General features: G+C 69.8%; 23 protein-coding genes and 1 pseudogene. 14 read left to right on the top strand and 10 right to left on the bottom strand.

The annotated features are described in order from the left end of the window. Positions 1-63 precede the first annotated feature (63 nt). Positions 64-987 carry a mycothiol synthase gene (mshD, locus tag ACFQ7F_RS28950; protein WP_383276226.1) on the bottom strand — a complete coding sequence of 308 codons (924 nt, stop codon included), beginning with the start codon at positions 985-987 and terminating at the stop codon, positions 64-66. 290 nt (positions 988-1,277) lie between these two features. Here mshD and ACFQ7F_RS28945 point away from each other — a divergent pair, with 290 nt between their 5' ends. Both ACFQ7F_RS28945 and ACFQ7F_RS28940 read left to right on the top strand, forming a co-directional pair. Continuing rightward, a complete protein-coding gene (locus tag ACFQ7F_RS28945; RefSeq protein WP_383276223.1) occupies positions 1,278-3,116 on the top strand; it encodes a bifunctional metallophosphatase/5'-nucleotidase in 1,839 nt (612 codons plus the stop codon). A gap of 97 nt (positions 3,117-3,213) precedes the next feature. Continuing rightward, positions 3,214-4,554: a DUF2993 domain-containing protein gene (locus ACFQ7F_RS28940; protein WP_383276220.1), complete on the top strand. Its 1,341-nt coding sequence runs from the start codon at positions 3,214-3,216 to the stop codon at positions 4,552-4,554. Positions 4,555-4,580: 26 nt separating this feature from the next. Here the strand turns inward: ACFQ7F_RS28940 and ACFQ7F_RS28935 are convergent, their stop codons facing one another. From ACFQ7F_RS28935 to ACFQ7F_RS28910, 6 genes are all read right to left on the bottom strand, one after another. Then, the gene (locus ACFQ7F_RS28935; RefSeq protein WP_383276217.1) at positions 4,581-5,993 is read right to left on the bottom strand and encodes a sensor histidine kinase; all 1,413 of its coding nucleotides are present in this window, start codon (positions 5,991-5,993) and stop codon (positions 4,581-4,583) included. Next, entirely contained in the window at positions 5,990-6,727 is a 738-nt protein-coding gene (locus ACFQ7F_RS28930; RefSeq protein WP_383276214.1) for a response regulator transcription factor, read from the bottom strand. Before ACFQ7F_RS28930 ends, ACFQ7F_RS28935 begins: the two co-directional genes overlap by 4 nt. A 78-nt stretch (positions 6,728-6,805) precedes the next feature. After that, a complete protein-coding gene (locus tag ACFQ7F_RS28925; RefSeq protein ID WP_383276211.1) occupies positions 6,806-7,033 on the bottom strand; it encodes a hypothetical protein in 228 nt (75 codons plus the stop codon). A gap of 36 nt (positions 7,034-7,069) precedes the next feature. After that, a complete protein-coding gene (locus tag ACFQ7F_RS28920; protein ID WP_383276208.1) occupies positions 7,070-8,125 on the bottom strand; it encodes a S1C family serine protease in 1,056 nt (351 codons plus the stop codon). 108 nt (positions 8,126-8,233) lie between these two features. Then, entirely contained in the window at positions 8,234-9,256 is a 1,023-nt protein-coding gene (locus ACFQ7F_RS28915; protein WP_383276204.1) for a LacI family DNA-binding transcriptional regulator, read from the bottom strand. Between the two features lie 23 nt (positions 9,257-9,279). After that, on the bottom strand, positions 9,280-10,104 hold the full coding sequence (locus tag ACFQ7F_RS28910) for a winged helix-turn-helix domain-containing protein (RefSeq protein ID WP_383276201.1): 825 nt from the start codon (positions 10,102-10,104) through the stop codon (positions 9,280-9,282). A gap of 242 nt (positions 10,105-10,346) precedes the next feature. On the opposite strand from ACFQ7F_RS28910, the gene ACFQ7F_RS28905 reads away from it, so the two are divergent. The 7 genes from ACFQ7F_RS28905 (at position 10,347) to ACFQ7F_RS28875 (ending at position 15,280) form a co-directional block, all read left to right on the top strand. Beyond that, positions 10,347-11,240, top strand: coding sequence for an alpha/beta hydrolase (locus ACFQ7F_RS28905; protein ID WP_383276198.1), 894 nt, complete (start codon positions 10,347-10,349; stop codon positions 11,238-11,240). Continuing rightward, positions 11,234-11,488 carry a MoaD/ThiS family protein gene (locus tag ACFQ7F_RS28900; protein WP_383276195.1) on the top strand — a complete coding sequence of 85 codons (255 nt, stop codon included), beginning with the start codon at positions 11,234-11,236 and terminating at the stop codon, positions 11,486-11,488. Before ACFQ7F_RS28905 ends, ACFQ7F_RS28900 begins: the two co-directional genes overlap by 7 nt. 8 nt (positions 11,489-11,496) lie before the next feature. Beyond that, complete coding sequence (locus ACFQ7F_RS28895; protein WP_383276192.1) at positions 11,497-12,732, top strand: hypothetical protein; 1,236 nt, start codon at positions 11,497-11,499, stop codon at positions 12,730-12,732. A gap of 146 nt (positions 12,733-12,878) precedes the next feature. Beyond that, positions 12,879-13,631: a DUF2993 domain-containing protein gene (locus ACFQ7F_RS28890; protein ID WP_383276189.1), complete on the top strand. Its 753-nt coding sequence runs from the start codon at positions 12,879-12,881 to the stop codon at positions 13,629-13,631. A gap of 236 nt (positions 13,632-13,867) precedes the next feature. Continuing rightward, entirely contained in the window at positions 13,868-13,948 is an 81-nt protein-coding gene (locus ACFQ7F_RS28885; RefSeq protein WP_350893136.1) for a putative leader peptide, read from the top strand. 155 nt (positions 13,949-14,103) lie between these two features. After that, entirely contained in the window at positions 14,104-14,949 is an 846-nt protein-coding gene (locus ACFQ7F_RS28880) for a sulfurtransferase (RefSeq protein WP_383276186.1), read from the top strand. A gap of 43 nt (positions 14,950-14,992) precedes the next feature. Beyond that, positions 14,993-15,280, top strand: a complete 288-nt coding sequence (locus ACFQ7F_RS28875) for a DUF1416 domain-containing protein (RefSeq protein ID WP_160505842.1) — start codon at positions 14,993-14,995, stop codon at positions 15,278-15,280. A 137-nt stretch (positions 15,281-15,417) separates the two neighbouring features. On the opposite strand, the pseudogene ACFQ7F_RS28870 reads toward ACFQ7F_RS28875, so the two are convergent. Continuing rightward, a pseudogene (locus tag ACFQ7F_RS28870) lies at positions 15,418-15,687 on the bottom strand (DUF3099 domain-containing protein); the annotation flags it as partial. 37 nt (positions 15,688-15,724) lie between these two features. Further along, the gene (locus ACFQ7F_RS28865; protein WP_383276183.1) at positions 15,725-16,087 is read right to left on the bottom strand and encodes a DsrE family protein; all 363 of its coding nucleotides are present in this window, start codon (positions 16,085-16,087) and stop codon (positions 15,725-15,727) included. Positions 16,088-16,379: 292 nt separating this feature from the next. Between ACFQ7F_RS28865 and ACFQ7F_RS28860 the strand changes: the two genes are divergently transcribed. Genes ACFQ7F_RS28860 through ACFQ7F_RS28850 form a run of 3 tightly spaced genes read left to right on the top strand, consistent with a single transcriptional unit; the run spans position 16,380 to position 18,448 of the window. Continuing rightward, on the top strand, positions 16,380-16,952 hold the full coding sequence (locus ACFQ7F_RS28860; RefSeq protein ID WP_383276180.1) for an FABP family protein: 573 nt from the start codon (positions 16,380-16,382) through the stop codon (positions 16,950-16,952). 16 nt (positions 16,953-16,968) lie between these two features. Beyond that, positions 16,969-17,448 (top strand): Fur family transcriptional regulator, encoded by a 480-nt coding sequence (locus ACFQ7F_RS28855; RefSeq protein ID WP_383276177.1) that lies wholly within the window; start codon positions 16,969-16,971, stop codon positions 17,446-17,448. Between the two features lie 34 nt (positions 17,449-17,482). Beyond that, positions 17,483-18,448: a YgfZ/GcvT domain-containing protein gene (locus ACFQ7F_RS28850; protein WP_383276174.1), complete on the top strand. Its 966-nt coding sequence runs from the start codon at positions 17,483-17,485 to the stop codon at positions 18,446-18,448. 73 nt (positions 18,449-18,521) lie between these two features. Here the strand turns inward: ACFQ7F_RS28850 and dtd are convergent, their stop codons facing one another. Beyond that, the gene (gene dtd, locus ACFQ7F_RS28845; RefSeq protein ID WP_383276171.1) at positions 18,522-18,959 is read right to left on the bottom strand and encodes a D-aminoacyl-tRNA deacylase; all 438 of its coding nucleotides are present in this window, start codon (positions 18,957-18,959) and stop codon (positions 18,522-18,524) included. A gap of 176 nt (positions 18,960-19,135) precedes the next feature. Here dtd and ACFQ7F_RS28840 point away from each other — a divergent pair, with 176 nt between their 5' ends. Both ACFQ7F_RS28840 and ACFQ7F_RS28835 read left to right on the top strand, forming a co-directional pair. After that, positions 19,136-19,756 (top strand): ABC transporter substrate-binding protein, encoded by a 621-nt coding sequence (locus ACFQ7F_RS28840; protein ID WP_383276168.1) that lies wholly within the window; start codon positions 19,136-19,138, stop codon positions 19,754-19,756. 61 nt (positions 19,757-19,817) lie between these two features. Next, entirely contained in the window at positions 19,818-20,807 is a 990-nt protein-coding gene (locus ACFQ7F_RS28835) for an asparaginase (RefSeq protein ID WP_383276165.1), read from the top strand. Positions 20,808-20,904 lie beyond the last annotated feature (97 nt).

The following is a 20,904-nucleotide window of genomic DNA, read 5'->3' as shown; positions in this document are numbered from 1 at the left end:
CACCACGCCCTTCCTGCTGCTCGTACGTCGCTCAGAACCTCAGAACGTCAGAACGTCAGAGCCTCAAGACTCGGTCCGGTACATCAGGTCCGTCTCGTGCGTGACGAACCCGAGCCGTTCGTAGACGCTCACCGCCGCCTTGTTGTCCGCGTCCACGTACAGCATCGCCGTCGGCAGACCCGCCCCCGCCAGGTGGTTCAGGCCGATGGTTGTCAGCGCCTTGCCGAGGCCGCCGCCCTGCGCGCCGGACCGCACCCCCAGGACGTACACCTCGCCGAGGCCCTCGTCCGCGTGCACCTTGGTCCAGTGGAAGCCGACGAGTTCGCCGTCCTTCTCGGCGAGGAAGAAGCCCGCCGGGTCGAACCACGGCTCGGCCTTGCGGTCGTCCAGGTCGCGCTGGGTGAGGGAGCCCTGCTCGGGGTGGTGGGCGAAGGCGTCGGCGTTCACCGCGAGCCAGGCCGCGTCGTCCTGGCCGGGGACGAAGGCGCGCACGGAGGCGCCCGCGGGGAGGACGGGGTCGGGCAGGTCGATGTCGCCCAACGAGCGCCGCATCTGCCGCAGTTCGCGGAAGAGGGTGAGCCCGAGCACCTGCGCCAGGTGCCGCGCCGCCGAGTGACCGCCGTGCGCCCAGATCCGCAGCCGCCGGCCGGACTCGGCGAGCAGTGCGGTGCCAAGGGCCCGGCCGTGCCCGCGGCCGCGGTACGAGGGGTGCACGACCAGTTCGGCTGCCGGGGCCTCGATGGGGTCGGTGTCCTCCAGCTGCGCGTATCCGACGAGGTCGTCGCCGACGCCGAGCAGCAGATGCCGCACCCCCGGCCGCGCGCCTCCCCGCAGCTGCAGCCGCCCCTGCTCGGACACGGCCTGCTGGCCGTCCGAGCGGGCCGCTTCCGCGATGAGCCCGAGCACGGCGTCGGCCTGGTCGGAGGTGAGGGCGGCGACCGTGTCGATCTGCCGCAGGGTGGCGGGAGGCTGCTGCTCGTCAGTCATGGAGTCGAGGGTACGGCGGCGGCCGGTCGGGGAGCAGATCGCGGACGTACTCCCGGCCTGCGGGGAGTGCACGACGGCGTACGCGCCTCTGGCGCCGCACTCGGCCGCCCTCGCCCCCGTACGCCGTCACTCCTGCCCTGAGCGTCGTCCCGAGCGTCCCAAGTGTCCGAAGTGCCCGCGATGGCAACCACCTCGTAACCAGTAACCCCCTGTTGCGCTACGCGCGTTGACTCTAGGCTGCGCGGGAGTTTCACACCCTCAGCCGCCCAATACCTCTTCCAGGGGGACACGTGCCAGCCACTCCTCAGCCACGTCGGCCCAGACGCCGCGCCGCCCGTGTGCTCGCCGCCGCGGCCGGTCTCGCCACACTCGGTGCTCTGGCCGCCGCGCTGCCCGCGAGCGCCGGGCAGTCCGGGCAGTCCGGACAGGACGCAGCGGGCGCGGCGGGCAAGAAGCGCACCGTCGACGTGCAGCTGCTGTCCTTCAACGACTTCCACGGCAATCTGCAGCCGCCCGCGGGGTCGTCGGGCCAGGTGACGGAGAAGCAGGCGGACGGGACCGAGAAGAAGATCGACGCGGGCGGTGCCGAGTACCTCGCCACGTCTCTTCGCACGGCCCGCAAGGGCAACCCCTACAGCGTCACGGCGGCGGCGGGCGACCTCATAGGCGCAAGCCCGCTCCTGTCCGGTCTCTTCCACGACGAGCCGACCGTCGAGGCGATGAACAAGCTCGACCTCGACGTCACCAGCGTGGGGAACCACGAGTTCGACGAGGGGGCCAAGGAGCTGGCCCGTATGCAGAAGGGCGGCTGTCACCCCAAGGACGGCTGCTTCGAGAAGGGCAAGAAGTTCAAGGGGGCCGACTACCCCTACCTCGCGGCCAACGTGACCGACGAGAAGTCGGGCAAGCCCATCCTCAAGCCGTATTGGGTGTGGAAGCACAAGGGCGTCAAGGTCGGCTTCATCGGTGTCACGCTGGAGGGCACGCCGGACATCGTCTCCGCCGACGGCGTCAAGGGGCTCAAGTTCCACGACGAGATCGAGACGGTCAACAAGTACGCCAAGATCCTCGACAAGCAGGGCGTGAAGTCGATCGTCACGCTCCTCCACGAGGGCGGCGTTCCCGCGTCGCAGAGCTACAACTACAACTGTGACTCCCCGGGCGCGGGCGACGGCATCTCGGGCCCCATCACCACCATCGCCAAGGGCATCACGCCCAAGGTCGACGCCCTGGTCACCGGGCACACGCACTCCGCGTACGTCTGCACGATCCCGGACCCGTCGGGCAAGCCCCGCATGGTCACGTCCGCCTCCTCCTTCGGGAAGCTCTACACGGACACGACGCTCACGTACGACCGCAAGACCAAGGACATCGTCCGTACGAGCGTGAAGTCCGCGAAGTCGGCGAACCACGTCGTCAGCCGGGAGCAGGCGAAGGCGCCCGACATGACCTCGCTCATCTCCCGCTGGGACAAGCTGGCGGCGCCGGTCGCCAACCAGCCCGTCGGGTTCATCTCCGGCGACATCCCGGGCCGTGGCGCCACCACGCAGGAGGCGCCGCTCGGCGACCTGATCGCGGACGCGCAGCTCGCGCACGGCAAGTCGCTCGACCCCGAGACGGATCTGGCGCTGATGAACCCCGGCGGCATCCGCTCCGACCTCGTGCACAAGGCGAGCGGGAGCGAGGGTGACGGCGTGGTGACGTACGGCGAGGGCTTCACCGTGCAGCCGTTCAGCAACACGGTCAATCTCGTCGATCTGACCGGCGCGCAGCTGATCACCGGACTCAAGCAGCAGGTGAGCGGGTCGAACGAGGCGTCCCCGAAGATTCTGCAGATCTCGGACGGCCTGACGTACACGCTCGACATGACGAAGTCCGGCGCCGACCGCGTCGTGACGGACTCGATCAAGCTGGGCGGCAAGGCGATAGATCCGGCCACCACCTATCGTGTGGCGATGAACTCCTTCCTCGCGGGCGGCGGCGACGGTTTCGCCGAGCTCGGCAAGGGTGCGAAGCCGCTGGTGGGCAGCGATGACCTGAAGGCGTTCAACGACTACCTGACCGCTAACTCCTCGGCGGACAAGCCGATCGCCCCGCCGAAGGCGGACAGGATCACCGTGGTGAAGTGAATGATGCGTTAACTCACGCACTCAGTAAGTGGCTGAAATCGGTTGTTACTGGGCGTGAGGCTTGGGGTGGGGTGTGAACGTATGGTGAACTCAGCTGATGCGTTCCCCCCACCGCATAGCCACGCTTCCGCCCGATCGCAACCAGGCTTATCCGTCTGATGGTTGGCACGCCGAGTCCGTCCCCCAAGAAGCGTCCGCGGCACCGTCCCCAGCTGCGGAAACGCGCGAAACGCCGGCGGAGACGACTGCTCCGCTCAATCCGTACGACGAGCTCGGCGCCCTCGCCACGCCCAGCCCGCTGGAGGAATTCCTCCACGAGACGGACGATGACGAAGCCGACAAGTCGGACGCCCCGTGGCAGCCTCCGAACCACCGGCGCGGTGGCCGCGGACGCAGCCGCCGTCGCAGCACCCGGTTCGCCGGGCTCCCGCTCGCCGCGAAGGCCGTCGTCGCCCTCGTCGTACTCGCCGCCTTCCTCTCGCTCGGCGACCGCTGGGCCCTGCTCTACGCCGAGCACGAGGCCGCGGACAAGCTCAAGGACTCGATGCACCTGAGCGCGGCGCCCGAGGTCGACATCGAGGGCTTCCCCTTCCTGACCCAGGTCCTCGACAAGCGCGTGGACAAGGTCAAGGTCACCGTGCCCGACGTCGCGGCCGACCGGATCTCGCTCGCCCAGGTCTCCGCCACCGGGACGGACGTGAAGATCACCGGCGACGGGGCCACCGACATCAAGGGCGCCCTCATCAGCGAGATGAACGGCGAGGTGCTGCTCTCCTTCGACGACCTGAACCGCGAACTTGGCGCGTCGCAGGTCACGTTCACCGGCCACGGCAGCGACCAGGTGCTCGCGCGCGGCACCCTGCCCGTCGCGGGCCACGACCTGAAGCTGCGCGCCGACGCCCGCATCAAGCGCAACGGCGACCGCGGCATCTCCACCGACATCGGCAGGATGAGCCTGCAGATCGGCGACCTGGCGACCTACCGGCCCGGCACCCGCGACTCCGAGGGCCTGCACCTCAGCAAGAAGTCCGCGGACCGGCTCGCCGAGGAGACCGCCAAGGCGAAGGCGCTGCTCTCCGTGCCGTCGATCGTCAAGCGGCTCGGGGTCTCGGACTCGGTGGTCAGCGGCGCCCTCAAGAGCGACACCAAGCTGCACGACCTCGTCGGCTCGCCGCGCTTCCTCAACGACGTGATGGGCCTCAACCTCATCGACGTCGCGATGGGCCACCCCGAGCTCCTGAAGAAGCTGGGCCTCGACCCGGCCCTCCTGAAGGGCCTCGCCCAGCTCACACGCCCCGTGCTCGCCGACCGCCTGACGCTCGCCTTCCAGCTGCCGAAGCTGCCCGGGGACGGGCACGTATGGCTGAAGGACGTGAACGTGCAGAAGGACGGGATCCGGGTCCGGCTCACGGGCACGGGGCTGAGCATCGGCAAGTAGTTCGCGGGTCGTCGGCGGGAGCGGCCTTACGCCGTGGGGGGCGGGGTCGGTGCGCCGGGCAGGCGGACCGTCGCCACCGTCCCGCCGCCCTCCGCGTCCGTGAGCGCCACCTCGCCGCCGGACTGGTGCACGGTCCGGGCCACGATGGACAGGCCGAGGCCGGAGCCGGGGAGACTGCGGGCCGACGGGGAACGCCAGAACCGGTCGAAGACGTGCGGGAGTTCGTCGGCGGGGATGCCGGGGCCGTGATCGCGGACGGTCAGCGCGCCGCCCTTCAGGGCCACGTCGACGGTGGAGCCAGGGGGCCCGAACTTCACCGCGTTGTCCAGGATGTTCACGATGGCCCGTTCAAGGGCCGCGGGCTCGGCGCGTACGTACCAGGGGGCGAGGTCCGCGGTGAACGTCAGCTCGGGGCCACGGAGTCGGGCCCGTTCCAGGGCGGTCTCCACGATGTCGTGCAGGGACACGACCTGCACCTTCCCGCTGTGACCGGTGTCCGTACGCGAAAGCTCCTGCAAGTCGCCGATCAGCGCGGCGAGTTCGGTCATCTGCGCCGTGACGGAGGCGAGCAGCGCCTTGCGGTCGTCGGGCGGGATGGCCCGCCCGGTGTCCTCACTGCGGGCGAGCAGCTCGATGTTCGTGCGCAGCGAGGTGAGGGGGGTGCGGAGCTCGTGACCCGCGTCGGCGATGAGCTGCTGCTGCAGGTCGCGGGACGAGGCGAGGGAGGCGGTCATGGAGTTGAAGGAGCGCGAGAGGCGGGCGATCTCGTCGTCGCCCTCCGCCGGGATGCGTAGGTTCAGATCCTCGGTACGGGCCACGTGCTCGACGGCCGCCGTCAGCTCGTCGACCGGGCGCAGGCCTGTGCGGGCCACCCAGAGGCCTGCGGCGCCTGCGCCGAGCACGCCGATTCCGGCGACGAAGGCGAGGACGAGGACGAGGTTGTCGAGGGTGTCGTCGACCTCGCTGAGGGGGCGGGCGACGGTGACGGCGAGGCCCTGGGGGCCATCCAACGGGTAGGTGAGGACCCGGTACTTGGCGTCGTTCGACGCGGTCGCGGTGTGGTAGACCTCGCCGGAGTCGCGCTTGGCGACCGCGGTGTCCGCCTCGGTGACCTTGATGGACTGCGTGCCGACGATGACGCAGTGGCCACCGTGCTGGTCGACGACCTGGATCGTCTGCTTGAACAGATCCGGATCGTCCTTGTCCCGGATGACCGAGCGCTGGCAGTTTCCGTTCCGGTCGATCCGGCTGACCACATCGGCGGTCTGGATCCGATTGGTGCTCAGCGCGTCGTCCAGCGAACTCATCAGCGCGTTGCGGACCACGAACCAGCACACCACCGCCGCAGCGGCGACGGCGACCGCCACCGCGAAGGCGACCAGCATCGCAAGGCGCGACCGGAGCGGCATCCCGCGGTACCGGCGGACAAGCCCCTTCACTCGCCGCCCCCGGCGGAACCCGGCCGCAACACATACCCCACACCCCGCACCGTATGAACGAGCCGGGGCTCGCCCGCCGCCTCCGTCTTGCGGCGCAGGTACATGACGTACACGTCGAGGGAGTTGGAGGAGGGCTCGAAGTCGAAGCCCCAGACCGCCTTCAGGATCTGCTCCCGGGTGAGGACCTGACGCGGATGCGCGAGGAACATCTCAAGGAGGGTGAATTCCGTGCGGGTCAGTTCCACCGTGCGCGCCCCGCGAGTGACCTCACGGGTCGCGAGGTCCATCCGCAGATCCCCGAAGGCGAGCGTGTCGCCCTCCTCGGCCTGCCCCGCACCGGCGGCGTACGAACTGCGTCGGAGTAGCGCCCGGATCCGGGCGAAGAGCTCGTCGAGCTCGAACGGCTTGACCAGGTAGTCGTCGGCGCCCGCGTCGAGCCCGGTGACGCGGTCGCCGACCGTGTCACGCGCGGTGAGCATCAGGATGGGCGTCAGTGAGCCGGTCGAGCGGAGCCGGCGCGCGGCGGTGAGGCCGTCCATGCGGGGCATCTGGATGTCGAGCACGACGAGGTCGGGGCGGTAGGCGGCCGCCTTCTCCAGCGCGTCGGCGCCGTCGACGGCGACCTGCGTGCCGTACCCCTCGAAGGCGAGGCTGCGCTGCAGCGCCTCCCGTACGGCGGGCTCGTCGTCGACGATCAGGATGCGCTGCTGCTGCTCGCCTTCGGCGGGGCTCATCGGCTGGTGACTTCCTCGAGTACGGGTCCGTGTACGGGGCCGAGCGCGGCTCGGAGTACGGGTCGGACGGGGCCGGTATCAGCCTCGCACGCGCGCGCGGGGCTTGCGGCGTGCGGCGGGCCGGGACGGCGTCTGGGCCGCCGTGGCCACTTCCGGGGCACGGGCCGCGGAGGCGCCGTGGAGTTCCCCGGCCACGGCGAGGGGGAGGCCGAGCCCCGCCGGGTCGGTGTCGGGGTTTCCCCAACCGATGGTGGTGGCGAGCGCGTGCCGGGCGCGATTGACGGTGATCAGGGTGGTGGTGGGCATGGCGGCCTCCAGGGTCTCCAGGGGGAGTGTGCGGGGTCAGTCGGTGGAGCCGGCCCGCAAGGTGTCGAGGTCGGCCTTGACCGTGTTGATCGGGATGGCGAAGCCGAGGCCGATGCTGCCCCCCGAGCTCGACTCGGTGCCGCTCTGCGACGAACTGGGCGCGTACATCGCGGAGTTGATCCCGATGATGTTGCCGTTCATGTCTATGAGGGCGCCGCCGGAGTTGCCGGGGTTGAGCGAGGCGTCGGTCTGCAGGGCCTTGTACGTGGTCTTCGACGACCCGGTGTCGCCGTTGAACTGCTCGCCGCCGTACTCGAACGGCCAGTTGCCGCCGCCCTGCTGTTGCTGCTGCTGTCCCTGGTCCTCGTCCGTCGAGACGGTGACGTCCCGGTCGAGGGCGGAGACGATGCCGCTGGTGACGGTGCCTGTCAGGCCCTCGGGGGAGCCGATCGCCACGACGTCGTCGCCGATCTTCACGTTGTCGGAGTTGCCGAGGCTCGCGGGCTTCAGGCCGGACGCACCCTCGACCTTGATCAGCGCCAGGTCCTTCTTGCTGTCGGTGCCGACGACCTTGGCGTCGTACGACTTGCCGTCGTTCGTCTTCACCTTGACCGACGAGGCGCCGGAGATCACGTGGTTGTTGGTGATGATCTCGCCGCCGGTCGTGATGATCACGCCGGAGCCCGTGGCCTCACCCGCGTTCGACTTCGCGCTGATCTCCACGATGCTGGGGCTGACCGCCTCGGCGACGCCGGAGACGGTGCCCTTCTGGCTGGTGGGCACGACGTTCGTGTTGGTGGCGCTGCTCGACGTGCTGTCCTTGCCGGTCAGCTCCTGGAAGGCGTAGGCGGTGCCGCCGCCCACCGCTGCGGCCGCGATGGCGACGGCGGCGAGGAGGGCAAGGGGGCCGCGGGCCCGCTTGCGCGGGGGCTTCGGGGGCGCTTCCGGGCCCTGTGCCGTTCCCTGTGCCGGTGCTTCCGGTGCGAAAGCGGGCGGGGGCGGGTAAGCGCCCCCCGTACCGCCATGGTGCACAGGCGCTGACGACTGGTGCTGCTGGGGGTACTCGCCGCTCTGGCGGAAGGTGTCGGTCATGGGTTCTAGGCTGGTCCGCGTTCATGAGAGGCGGCTGAGTACGCCCTGAGAACGCCAATAGAAGTGCGTATGCCCCTTATAAAGGCGTCGGCGCTGAACCCCTGAGCGTCAGGCGCAGCCGCAGGACTGCCGGACGACAAGACGTGACGGGAACAGCTTCAGCCGCTCCCGGCGCGACCCGGCGACCCGAAGTCCGTCGTCCAGGACGAGATCGACCGCGGCGCGGGCCATGGCGGGCCTGTCCGATGCCACCGTCGTCAGCGGCGGGTCGGTCAGACCCGCTTCCTTGACGTCGTCGAACCCGGCGACGGCCAGCTGGTCCGGCACGTCGATCCGAAGCTCCCGCGCGGCACGCAGGATGCCGATCGCCTGGTCGTCGGTGGAGCAGAAGATCGCCGTCGGCCGGTCCGGCCTGGCAAGGAGCTCAAGCGCCATCTGATACGCGTCATAGCGGTTGTACGGCGCCTCGAAGAGCCGCCCCTCGACCGAGCGCCCGGCCTCCTGCATGGCCCGCCGCCACCCCTCGACGTGGTCGGAGACGGGGTCGCCGATGGTCGGGGTCTCGGCGGTGCCGCCGACGCACGCCACGTACTCGTGCCCGTGTTCAAGTAGGTGGCGGGTGGCCAGCTGCGCGCCGCCGAGGTCGTCCGTGACGACGGCGACGTCGTCGATCGCCTCGGGCCGCTCGTGAAGCAGCACGACCCGCGCGTCCCACGCGTCGATCTCCGCGGCGGCCTGATCGGTCAGGCCGTGGCTGACGAGGATGAGCCCGGAGACCCGCATGCCGAGGAAGGCACGCAGGTAGTGGGCCTCGCGCTCGTCCACGTAGTCCGCGTTGCCGACGAGCACCATTTTTCCGCGCTCGACCGCCGCCTGTTCCACCGCGTGCGTCAGCTCCGCGAAGAACGGCTGGCGCGCGTCGGGCACGATCATGCCTATGAGGTCGGTCCGCCGCGACGCCATGGCCTGGGCGACCCGGTCGGGCCGGTACCCCAGCTCTTTGATCGCGGCGAGTACACGCTCGCGCGTGGCCGGGGCAACCGGCCGGGGTCCGTTGTTGATGACGTAGCTGACGACGGCGGTGGAAGTACCCGCAAGTCGCGCAACGTCATCCCGAGTCACCTTGGCCACGCGCGGAGTCTACGCGGATGGAACTACCGCTGGGCAGGGCGTACGACAGCTTCCTTCGGAGCTTCCTGCGGCGCGATCACGGCGGGGGTCGCCTCCGGCTTCGGCGGCTGCCTGTGCTGGTCCTCGGCCGGTGGCGTCGCCGCCTTCGCCTTGGCTTGGTCGGCCGCGCGTTCGACCTTCTCCGGGGTCACGAAGCGGTAGCCGACATTCCGGACGGTGCCGATGAGCGACTCGTGCTCGACGCCGAGCTTCGCGCGCAGGCGCCGTACGTGGACGTCGACCGTCCGCGTGCCGCCGAAGTAGTCGTAGCCCCAGACCTCCTGGAGCAGCTGGGCCCGCGTGAAGACGCGCCCGGGGTGCTGCGCCAGGTACTTGATCAGCTCGAACTCCTTGAAGGTCAGGTCGAGGACCCGGCCCTTGAGCTTCGCGCTGTACGTCGCCTCGTCGATGGAGAGATCGCCGTTGCGGATCTCCATGGGGGAGTCGTCGGAGGTGATCTGCTGGCGGCCCATCGCGAGCCGCAGACGCGCCTCGACCTCGGCAGGCCCTGCCGTGTCGAGGAGTACGTCGTCGATGCCCCAGTCGGCGGTGACGGCCGCGAGGCCGCCCTCCGTGACGACGAGGACCAGCGGACAGCCGGGTCCCGTGGAGCGGAGGAGCTGGCAGAGGCTGCGGACCTGCGGCAGGTCACGGCGGCCGTCGATCAGAATGACGTCGGCACCAGGGGTGTCGACGAGGGCCGGGCCTTCGGCGGGGGCCACCCGCACGTTGTGCAGCAGCAGGCCGAGAGCGGGAAGCACCTCCGTCGACGGCTGAAGGGCATTGGTAAGGAGCAGCAGAGAACTCATCGCTGCTCACCCGCCTGGGTCGTCCTACGGTTGTGCACGGTTCGCTCGCCCATAACGTCGGTTCCTCCTCGGTCCCTGCGAGGACGTTTACGGCACTGCTTCGTACTGATTACTGCGGCGGAGGGCCCGCGCCCGGGGCTCTCCACGTGCTGTTCCTCCGGCTTCGTATACGAACCTTCAGAAAGCACGAAAGGACCCGGGGGCTTCGCTGCCCGGATCCTCTGCCAAGGAGAATAGCCCACATGACTTCCGGTTCGGCAGGCCAAGCGGCAGGATCTTCTGTGCAGCCGATCACTCGCACTCCGCCCCGCGTTCAACGGCGCGCAACGCTCCGTACACAGGACGGAGTCGCCATCGAGGCGGTGTACGAGCCCGGACCCGCCCCGGCGGGGGAGCTCGCGATCGTGCTCGCGCACGGTTTCACCGGCGGTGTCGACCGGCCGCACGTGCGCCGCGCGGCGGGTGTTTTCGCGCAGGGTGCGGCCGTGATCACGTTCTCCTTCCGGGGGCACGGGGCGTCCGGCGGGCTCTCCACGGTCGGTGACCGCGAGGTGCTCGATCTGGCGACCGCGGTGGAGTGGGCGCGGTCTTTCGGCCATACACGGGTGGTGACCGTGGGTTTTTCGATGGGCGGTTCCGTGGTGCTCCGGCACGCGGCGCTCGCCGGTGCCGCGCATGGGGGGCGCACGGAAGCGCGGGTTGACGCGGTGGTCGCTGTGAGCGCTCCCGCCCGTTGGTTCTACCGGGGGACGGCGCCGATGCGGCGGCTGCACTGGCTGGTGACGCGGCCCATGGGACGTGTCGTGGGCCGGGTGGGCCTGCGCACGAGAATCCACCCGCACGAGTGGGACCCCGTCCCGCTGTCCCCGGTGGAATCGGTCCCGCTGATCGCGCCGACGCCGCTCCTGATCGTGCACGGGGACCGGGACCCCTACTTCCCGGTCGACCACCCCCGGATGCTGGCCGCCGCCGCGGAGGGCGGGGCGGAGCTCTGGATGGAGGCGGGGATGGGGCACGCGGAGAACGCGGCGGACGACGCACTGCTCGGTCGGATCGCCGAGTGGGTCACGGCATCATGGACGTCGGCGATCGCCGAAGGACCGGCGGACGCCGAAGGAGAGGAGCTGCCGTGGTGAACGGCACCATTCGTTACTGGGCCGCGGCCAAAGCGGCCGCAGGCGTCGCGGAGGAGCCGTACGCTGCGGCGACGCTCGCCGAGGCGCTGGACGCGGCACGCGAGCGACACCCCGGTGAGCTGGTCCGTGTACTGCGGCGATGCTCGTTCCTCATCGACGGCGACCCCGTGGGTACCCGTGGGCATGAGACGGTACGGCTGGCCGAGGGCGGCACGGTCGAGGTGCTCCCGCCGTTCGCAGGAGGGTGAGCAGCGCTATGAGCGATCCACGGTATGAGGGGTCGGGGTACGGGGACTACGACCCGTATCGCCAGGAATATCCCCCCGAGCAGCAGCAGGCCTACCCTCCGGAGCAGGTGCAGCAGCCCTACCCCCATCCCCATCCTGCCGAGCAGCAGCAGTACGCCCAGCAGGCGTATCCGCAGCAGCAGCCTCCGCAGGCGTACCCGCCGCAGCAACAGCAGCCTCCGCAGCAGTACGGGCAGCAGCAGCCTTACGCCCAGGACGCGTACACCCAGGACTCGTACACCCAGCACTGGGAGGGGCAGACCTGGGACACGCAGATCCAGCCCTCACCCGCGGTTGACGTGACGGAGACGGCGTATCTGCCCCCGCAGGGGTACGGACAGCAGCTGCCTCCGGAGCCCGCTCCTGCTCCTGCTCCCGCTCCCGAGCCTCAGCAGCCTGAAGCGGAGTCCAACACCTACGGCCGCGCCACCACCACCGGCAACCCCCGCGTCACCGACGCCCAGCGCGCCCGTGCCGAGGGGCGGTCGCCGATCATAGAGCCGGGGATCCAGCCCGCCGCTCTGACCGCCGTCCTCGGGCTGCTGCTCGCCGGTACCGCCGCCGTCGGGCAGTACGCACTCCTCGTACCGCTGATCCTGCTGCAGGCCGTCACCGCCGCCGGATGGTTCCGGCTCAACGGGATGTGGCCCGCCCGGCAGGGCATCGCGCTCGCCTTCATGGGCGGTGTCGTCGCCGACATCACGCTCCTCGCCACCGGCAAGGAGAACGCGCCCGCCGCGATCCTCGGCACCCTGGGCGTGTGGGTGCTGCTCGTACTCGTCCTTCAGCTGCGCAGCCGCGCCTCCGCCGACGAGCGGATGGCCGGTCTGATGGCGACCGTCGCCTCCTCCGCCCTCGCGATCATCGCGACCGGGCATCTCGCGGCGTCGGACGACGCCATGACGGTGGGCGGCATCGCCGTCGCGGTCGCCGTGATCGCCCGCGCGCTGCCCCTGCCGACGCCCGCCTCCGTCGTCGTCGCGCTGCTCGCGGCGGCCGGAGCGGGCATCGCCGTCGGCGGTACGACGGACTTCGGCAGCAAGGGCGCGCTGCTCGGCCTCGGCGCCGGTGTCTGCGCGCTGATCGGCCACCGGGTCGCCAGCTACGACTACCCGTCCCGCTTCGTGCACATGACGGCGGGCGTCGCCCTGCCGCTCGCCGCCGCGGCCCCGGCCGTCTATCTCCTCGGCAGGGCCATCGGCTGACCGGCGGAGGCCGACAGAAGCCGACAGAGGCTGATCGTCACAGCTGATCGACAGGTCCCCGGCCGGGCTCTCCCGCCGGGGGCCTGTCCTTTAGGCTCGCGGCAAACGTCAGTTGAGTCGGGGGACTAGGTGGGGGAACACCGGACATGAGCAAGCGCGCCGTACGAATACTTCTGATCGTCGTCGTGATCCTGGGGGGCCTTTTCGTGGGTGCCGACCGCCTGGCGGTGGGTTTCGCGGAGGACGAGGTGGCGAAGAAGCTGCGGACGAGCGAGGGCCTCAGCGAGACGCCCGACGTCTCCATCAAGGGCTTTCCCTTCCTGACGCAGGTCGCGGGCGGCACGCTCGACGACGTCGAGATCGGCATGCGGAACTACGAGGCCACCTCCGGCTCCGACAAGATCCGCATCGCCGATCTGGACGCCCGGATGCAGGGCGTCGAGTTCTCGGGGGACTACAGCTCCGCCACCGCCGAGAAGGCCACCGGCACGGCCCGGATCTCGTACGACGAGCTGCTCAAGGAGGCACAGGGCGAGCCGGTCGAGCTGCCGCTCGGCGCCACCGGCAAGGTCGTCGGGCTCTCGGACGGCGGCGACGGCAAGATCAAGGTCGAGGTCGAGGTGAGCAAGGGCGGCGTGAAGCTGCCCAAGCCGGTGCACGTCATGAGCTCGGTGCGGGTCGAGGGCGACACGATCAAGGTGAACGCCGATGAGATCCCCAAGAAGATCGAGGTCATGGGCGTATCGATTCCCCTCCCCGAGGGCATGGTCCGCGATGTGACCGACTTCGAGGAGAAGGTCAGCGGCCTTCCGGGCGGCATCAAGATCGACGAGGTGGAGCCGGCAGCGGACGGCGTGGACATCACGGTCAAGGGCACGAACGTGAAGCTCGCGAGCTGAGGCCCAGGGGGCGGGGCCTCTTGGGCGGCCGTTCCGCAGTACGTTCCGCGTTCCGCAGTACGTTCCGCAGTACGAGACGAAGCCGTCCGCGCCATGGATGCGGCAGGGGTGAAGCCCTCCCCCCGCCCCCGCGCGGGCGGCTTCATTCTTTGATCTATCCCACATCGTGGATGATCGCGTCTCATCATTCGACATGCCGGTGACACGGCCGCCCTTGCGTCCTTACGATCGGACGCATGCACCGACAGGCGGACCTCACGAAGCGGCGGGCAGTAGACCTGTGCCGCGTCGCCGCCATGCTCTGTCGCACCTTCTGAGCGGGAGCTCCGACTCCCGAATCCCCCGGCCCGTTGACCTCGTCAGGGCCACCCCGTGCCGCGTACGCCGCGCTGTCGCACAGTCACAGCACGTACCCGGCACCCCCTCGCACAGCACCAAAGCCCCGCCGTAACTGCCCCGGAGGAGACAAAGTATGAGCCGCAGCGACGTCCTGGTAGACGCCGACTGGGTCGAGGCCCACATCGACGACCCGAAGGTTGTCATCGTCGAGGTCGACGAAGACACCTCCGCGTACGACAAGAACCACATCAAGAACGCGGTCCGCATCGACTGGACCGACGACCTCCAGGACCCGGTCCGCCGCGACTTCGTGGACCAGGAGGGCTTCGAGAAGCTCCTCTCGGCCAAGGGCATCGCGAACGACACCACCGTCGTCCTCTACGGCGGCAACAACAACTGGTTCGCGTCCTACGCCTTCTGGTACTTCAAGCTCTACGGCCACCAGGACGTGAAGCTCCTCGACGGCGGCCGCAAGAAGTGGGAGCTCGACTCCCGCGACCTGGTCGACGGCGACCAGGTGCCGCAGCTCGCGGCCACCTCGTACAAGGCCAAGCCGCAGGACACCTCGATCCGCGCCTTCCGTGACGACGCGGTCGCCGCGATCGGCACCCAGAACCTGGTCGACGTGCGTTCGCCCGACGAGTTCAGCGGCAAGCTGCTCGCCCCGGCGCACCTTCCGCAGGAGCAGTCGCAGCGTCCGGGCCACATCCCGTCCGCGCGCAACATCCCGTGGTCGAAGAACGCCAACGACGACGGCACCTTCAAGTCGGACGACGAGCTCAAGGCCCTCTACGAGGACGAGCAGGTCGACCTGGCCAAGGACACCGTCGCGTACTGCCGCATCGGTGAGCGCTCCGCGCTCACCTGGTTCGTGCTGCACGAGCTCCTCGGCGTCGAGAACGTCAAGAACTACGACGGCTCGTGGACCGAGTACGGCTCCCTCGTCGGTGTGCCGATCGAGCTCGGCGCCAACAAGTAACCCTCCCCGCCCCCCGGCAGTGACCAGTTAAGGAAGAACGCATATGTGTGGAGCGAAGGCCGGCGGACCCGACGCCTCGACGATCAAGCCCGGCGAGACCACCATCCAGGGCCAGGTGACCCGCGACGGCGAACCCGTCAGCGGCTACGTGCGCCTGCTCGACTCGACCGGCGAGTTCACCGCCGAGGTCCCGACCTCGGCGACCGGCCAGTTCCGCTTCTATGCGGCCGAGGGCACGTGGACGCTGCGCGCCCTGATCCCGGGCGGCACGGCCGACCGTACGGTCGTGGCGCAGACGGGCGGCCTCGCGGAGGTCGCTATCGCGGTCTGAAGGCCTGACGGTCTGACGACAGCAGGTCACTGACGGCTGAAGGGCCGCACCCCAGGGGGTTGGACGCCACTGGTACGGGGTGCGGTCTTTCGGCTGTCGGTGGTGCTTGTCGTCGCTACCGCCGGTGCTTGCCGTCGCTATCGCCGGTGCTTGCCGTCCAGCTCGTCCCACCACTCGTCGGACTTCGAGTCCCCCGAAGGGTCGTCCCACCAGCGGTCCTCGGGCCCGCGCCGGTTGGCCACGATGGCGGCCAGGGGCGGGATCACCATCGCCACCACGCACATCCCGACGGCGACGGGAATGGACCAGAGCCGCACGACGCCCCACGCCAGGACGAAGAGGGCGATGCACGTGCCCATCATGGCGAAGTACGCATGGCGACGTCGCGCGAACATACGTCCAGCGTACGACCGGGGTGCTCCGTAGACGAGTGCTTGCGTGCCGTCAGTAGACGAGTGCCTGCGTGCCGTCCGCCATGGCTTCCTGTACGAACACCTGTGCGCCCGCGATCCGTACCCCGTCGATCACGTCCTTCTCGGTGATCTCGCGGCGCGCCGCGCACTGTGTGCAGAGGGTGATCTGTCCGGCGGCCACGATCGAGTCGATCAGATCGGGCAGCGGCGCCGCGTGCGGCAGCTCGAACTCCGCCGCGCGCCCCGGCAGCGCGAACCACGCGGACTCTCCCGTCAGCCAGAGCGAGACCTCCACTCCGCTGGCCACGGCCACGGCCGCCACGGTGAACGCCTGTGAGCAGCGCTCGGGCGCGTCGGCCCCTGCGGTCACCTTGATCACGAGCTTCTTCGCCATGGCCAGATCGTAAGGCCACTCATGACGCCACCCGAAAGGCCACCTCGCAGAGAGGCGCGGGGCGCGCACGACTACAGTGGGAGCGGCTCTGATACCTGCCCCAATAGCTCACCCCATAGCTCACCGAGGAGCACCCCGTGCTTGAGGCCTTCTTCTCCGCCCTGCTGGTTCTGGTCTGCGTCGGCGTTCTCGCGTTCGCCGGCCTTTCCGTGAAGAAGCTGTACCAGGGTCAGCGCTGAGCCCCGTACGCCCGTAGGCCCCGTACGCCACCTAGAGATCGTCTGAGCATCCCATGATCGAGATTCCGTCCGACCTGCACCCCGACCTCGTGCCCCTCGTCTGGCTCCTCGGCAACTGGGCCGGCGCGGGCGTCACCGACTTCCCCGGCGCCGAGAAGGCGAACTTCGGTCAGGAAGTGTCCTTCTCCCACGACGGGCGGGACTTCATCGAGTACCACTCGCACACGTGGGTGCTCGACGCCGATGGCAACAAGGTCAAGCCGCTGGAGTCCGAGTCGGGCTTCTGGCGCATCGACAAGGACCGCAAGGTCGAGACCGTGATGGTCCGCGACGACGGCGTCGTCGAGGTCTGGTACGGCGAGCTCGCCGACCAGAAGCCGCAGATCGACATCGTCACGGACGCGGTGGCCCGCACGGCCGCCTCCGGCCCGTACACCGGCGGCAAGCGCCTGTACGGGTACGTGAAGGGCGACCTGATGTGGGTCGGCGAGAAGCAGACCCCCGAGGTGCCGCTGCGCCCGTACATGTCGGCACAGCTGAAGAAGGTCGTCTCGCCCGAGGACGTCGCCGAGATGGCCAGGGGCCTGGGCGATCTGCCGGACGACGGCATCGCTTTCTTCAAGTAGGCCTAGACTCCGAGGTGTGGCAAGCACCGACTTCGACTGGAAGAGCGACCTGCGACAGCGCGGCTACCGGCTGACGCCGCAGCGTCAGCTTGTCCTCGAAGCCGTCGACGCCCTTGAGCACGCGACCCCCGACGACATCCTCTGCGAAGTGCGGAAGACGGCGTCGGGGATCAACATTTCCACGGTGTACCGGACCCTGGAGCTCCTTGAGGAGCTGGGTCTCGTCAGCCACGCGCACCTGGGTCACGGTGCGCCGACGTACCACCTGGCGGACCGCCACCACCACATGCATCTGGTGTGCCGGGACTGTACGAACGTCATCGAGGCCGATGTCTCCGTGGCGGCCGAGTTCACCGCCAAGCTGCGGGACACGTTTGGCTTCGACACGGACCTGAAGCACTTCGCGATCTTCGGGCGCTGCGAGAACTGCTCGGGCAAGGACGCCGAGGACCGCACCGAGGACCGCGCCGAGGACAGTAAGAGCGCCAAGGAATAAGAACGCCTGCTGCCGGGTCGTAGTGTGGGTGAACATGAAGAGCCCCCTCCTGTCCCTGCCCGGCGCCGTCCCCGCCGAGGGCGTGGACGAAGGCGTCGCCGCCCACTACGGCGATCTGTTCCGTGAACAGCGCGCCCTCGCCGACGGCACCGGTTTCGTCGACCTCTCGCACCGCGGCGTCGTCACCGTCTCCGGACCCGACCGGCTGAGCTGGCTGCACCTGCTGCTCACGCAGCACGTGACCGAGCTGCCCGTCGGGCAGGCCACCGAGGCGCTGATCCTCTCCGCGAACGGCCACATCGAGCACGCCCTCTATCTCGTCGACGACGGCGAGACGGTGTGGGCGCACGTCGAGCCCGGCACGCAGGACGCCCTTGTCGCGTACCTGGAGAGCATGAAGTTCTTCAACCGGGTCGAAGTCGCCGACCGCACGGACGAGTTCGCGCTCGTGTACCTGCCCGCAGGTTCGATCACCGCGGTCCCGGAGGGTGCCGTCGTACGCGAGACGCCGCAGGGCCGCGATCTGTTCCTGCCGCGTGCGTCCCTCGAGTCGTACGCCGACGAGAACGGCCCCGCGATCGGCATCCTCGCCTACGAGGCGCTGCGCGTGGAGGCGCACAGGCCGCGGCTCGGCTTCGAGACGGACCACCGCACGATCCCGCACGAGCTCGGCTGGATCGGCACGGCGGTGCATCTGCAGAAGGGCTGCTACCGCGGCCAGGAGACGGTCGCCCGCGTCCAGAATCTGGGCAAGCCCCCGCGCCGCCTGGTCTTCCTCCACCTGGACGGCAGCGAGGTCCACCTGCCGGTGGCGGGCACGGAGCTGCGCCTCGCCTCGGAGGGCGAGGAGGGCCGGAAGCTTGGCTTCATCACGACGGCGGTACGCCACCACGAGCTGGGCCCGATCGCGCTGGCCCTGGTGAAGCGGAACGTGTCACTGGACGCGGGGCTGCTCGCGGGGTCGGTGGCGGCTTCGCAGGAGGTCGTGGTCGAGCCGTAGAGGCCGAGGGACGCGGGGCAATCGGGCGGGCGGGAAAAAACCCGCCGCGAAGCGGCGGTTCAGTCTTGGCCCGTCACATCTCCAAAAGCACAGTGAACGGCCCGTCGTTAGTCAACGACACCCGCATCTGTGCGCCGAAGCGCCCCGTCGCCACGGTCGCGCCCAGCGACCGAAGTTGGGCGACGACCTCGTCCACCAGGGGCTCGGCGACATCGCCGGGCGCGGCGGCGTTCCAGGTGGGCCTACGGCCCTTCCTCGCGTCGCCGTACAGCGTGAACTGGCTGATGACAAGCAGCGGCGCGTCAATGTCCGAGCAGGACTTCTCGTCGGCCAGCATCCGAACGGACCAGAGTTTGCGGGCCAGTTGGGCCGCCTTCTCCTTGGTGTCCTCGTGGGTCACCCCCACCAGGACGCACAGCCCTTCGCCGCTGATCTCGCCGACCGTCTCGGGGCCGCTCTCGCCCTCGACGACGACGCTCGCTCCGTCCACCCTCTGCACCACAGCACGCATATGGCCCATCATGCCTGCTCCGTACGGCCGAGCTGCGCCGGATGCGCCGCCCACGGGAGTGTCCGGAAACCCCCATCTGGGGCCGATTGGGGGCACTCGCTCACATAGCGGCCACTCGGGGTGGCACCATGCTCACACGCGGTGTACCGCGCCGGTCGAGGGGACGGTAGAGCCACATGAGCACACCAAGTACGGGACAGTCGCCCGGATCTGTGTCGCTGACCCGCATGAGCGCCGCACGGCGTGCGAACGTGCCGCGGCCTCCCGTGCAGCGCACGGGCGGTGCGGTGCTGTCCGAGCAGCCCGAGCGCGACCTGGCCACGCTGCTCTTGCGCGAGCTGCGTGAGGTGCGCAGGAACGCGCAGCAGAACGAGGCGGACCTGAGCTATGTCCGGCGTCTCCTCCAGGGGCGGATCGACATCCTGCGGGCCGAGGTCGCGCGCCGTAAGAACCCGACGGCGCCGGGGCCGGAGGGGCCGCTCGTGCTGCGGCTCTCCGAGATCCTCACGGACGGCCCCGCCCGGCATCGCTCGTCGGCCCGGCATGTGACGCTCGGCACGCCGCACAGCGCGGAGTACGGCCTGCTTGCCACGGAGATGCTCGCGGAGGTCGAGCTCTCCGACCTGGACGCCCGTACGGACGACGAGCTGCACACGGCCATGGGGCGGCTCACCCGCTACGAACAGCAGGTTTCCCGGCGCCGCCAGCAGCTCCAGCGCACGGCGGACGATTGCAGCGCGGAGATCGCCCGCAGGTACCGTGAAGGCGAAGCACAAGTAGACGACCTGCTCGCCTGACCCGGTGATCCCGGCTTTCGCGGGCGGACGTCACGCCACCCCCCGCCCCGGAAGGCCGAAGATGACCTCGACGTCCGCCGAGTCCGTCGCCACCCCTGCCATACCCACGGCCATACCCCCGGTCCTCGCCGAGGTCGTACGTTCCGGCTTCGTCGAGGGCCGTCACAGGGGAAGCCTGGTGCTGCTCGCGGCGGACGGCAGTGTGGAGCTGGAGATGGGGGACGTGAGTGCCCCTGTCTTCCCGAGGTCCGCGAACAAGCCGATGCAGGCGGCCGGCGTGCTGCGGGCGGGGCTCGACCTGTCGGGCGAGCGGCTCGCGCTCACGGCGGCGAGCCACTCCGGGGAGGGGTTCCACCGGGACCTCGTACAGAAGATGCTGGCCGAGCACGGCCTGACGGCGGCGGACCTGCAGTGCCCGCCCGACCTCCCGCTCGACGCGGTCGAGGCCGAGACATATTTGGCAGCGGGTGCCGTTCGTGACCGGGTCACGATGAACTGCTCCGGCAAGCACACGTCGATGCTGGCGGTGTGCGCGCTCAACGGCTGGCCCACGGATTCCTACCTGGACCCGCAGCACCCCCTGCAGGAGCTGATCCTGAAGGTGGTCGAGGAAGCGGCGGGGGAGAAGGTGGCGGCGGTCGGCACGGACGGCTGCGGCGCCCCGCTGATGGCGATCTCCCTGACCGGCCTCGCCCGCGCCTTCCGCCATTTCGTCCTCGCCCCCGAGGGGACGGCGGAGCGCCGGGTCGCGGACGCGATGCGGGCCCACCCCGAGTACGTCGCAGGCACGCGCCGACCCGACACGTGGCTCATGCGGGAGATCCCCGGTGCGCTCTCCAAGATGGGCGCCGAGGCGGTCCAGGCGTTCGCGCTGCCGGACGGCCGTGCGCTGGCCTTCAAGGTGGACGACGGAGGGATACGGGCCCTGGGCCCCGTCCTGGCCCGTGCGCTGCGCCTTGCGGGCGTGGAGGCGGATGTACTCACCCGCGTCGGCCACGCGCCCCTGCTCGGCGGCCCCACCGAGGTGGGGGAGATCCGGGCGGCGTTCTAGCCGCCGCCCGCGACCTCCCCCGTGTCCCCCGTGCCCCCGTCTCCCCCTCTCCCCCCGGATCGTTGACTGACCGGGCTCCCGGCTCCCCTCCGGATGG

Source organism: Streptomyces sp. NPDC056486 (genome assembly GCF_042795295.1).
GTDB lineage: Bacteria > Actinomycetota > Actinomycetes > Streptomycetales > Streptomycetaceae > Streptomyces.
The sequence above is the reverse complement of the archived record's forward strand: the minus strand, read 5'-3'. Positions and strand labels throughout refer to the sequence as shown.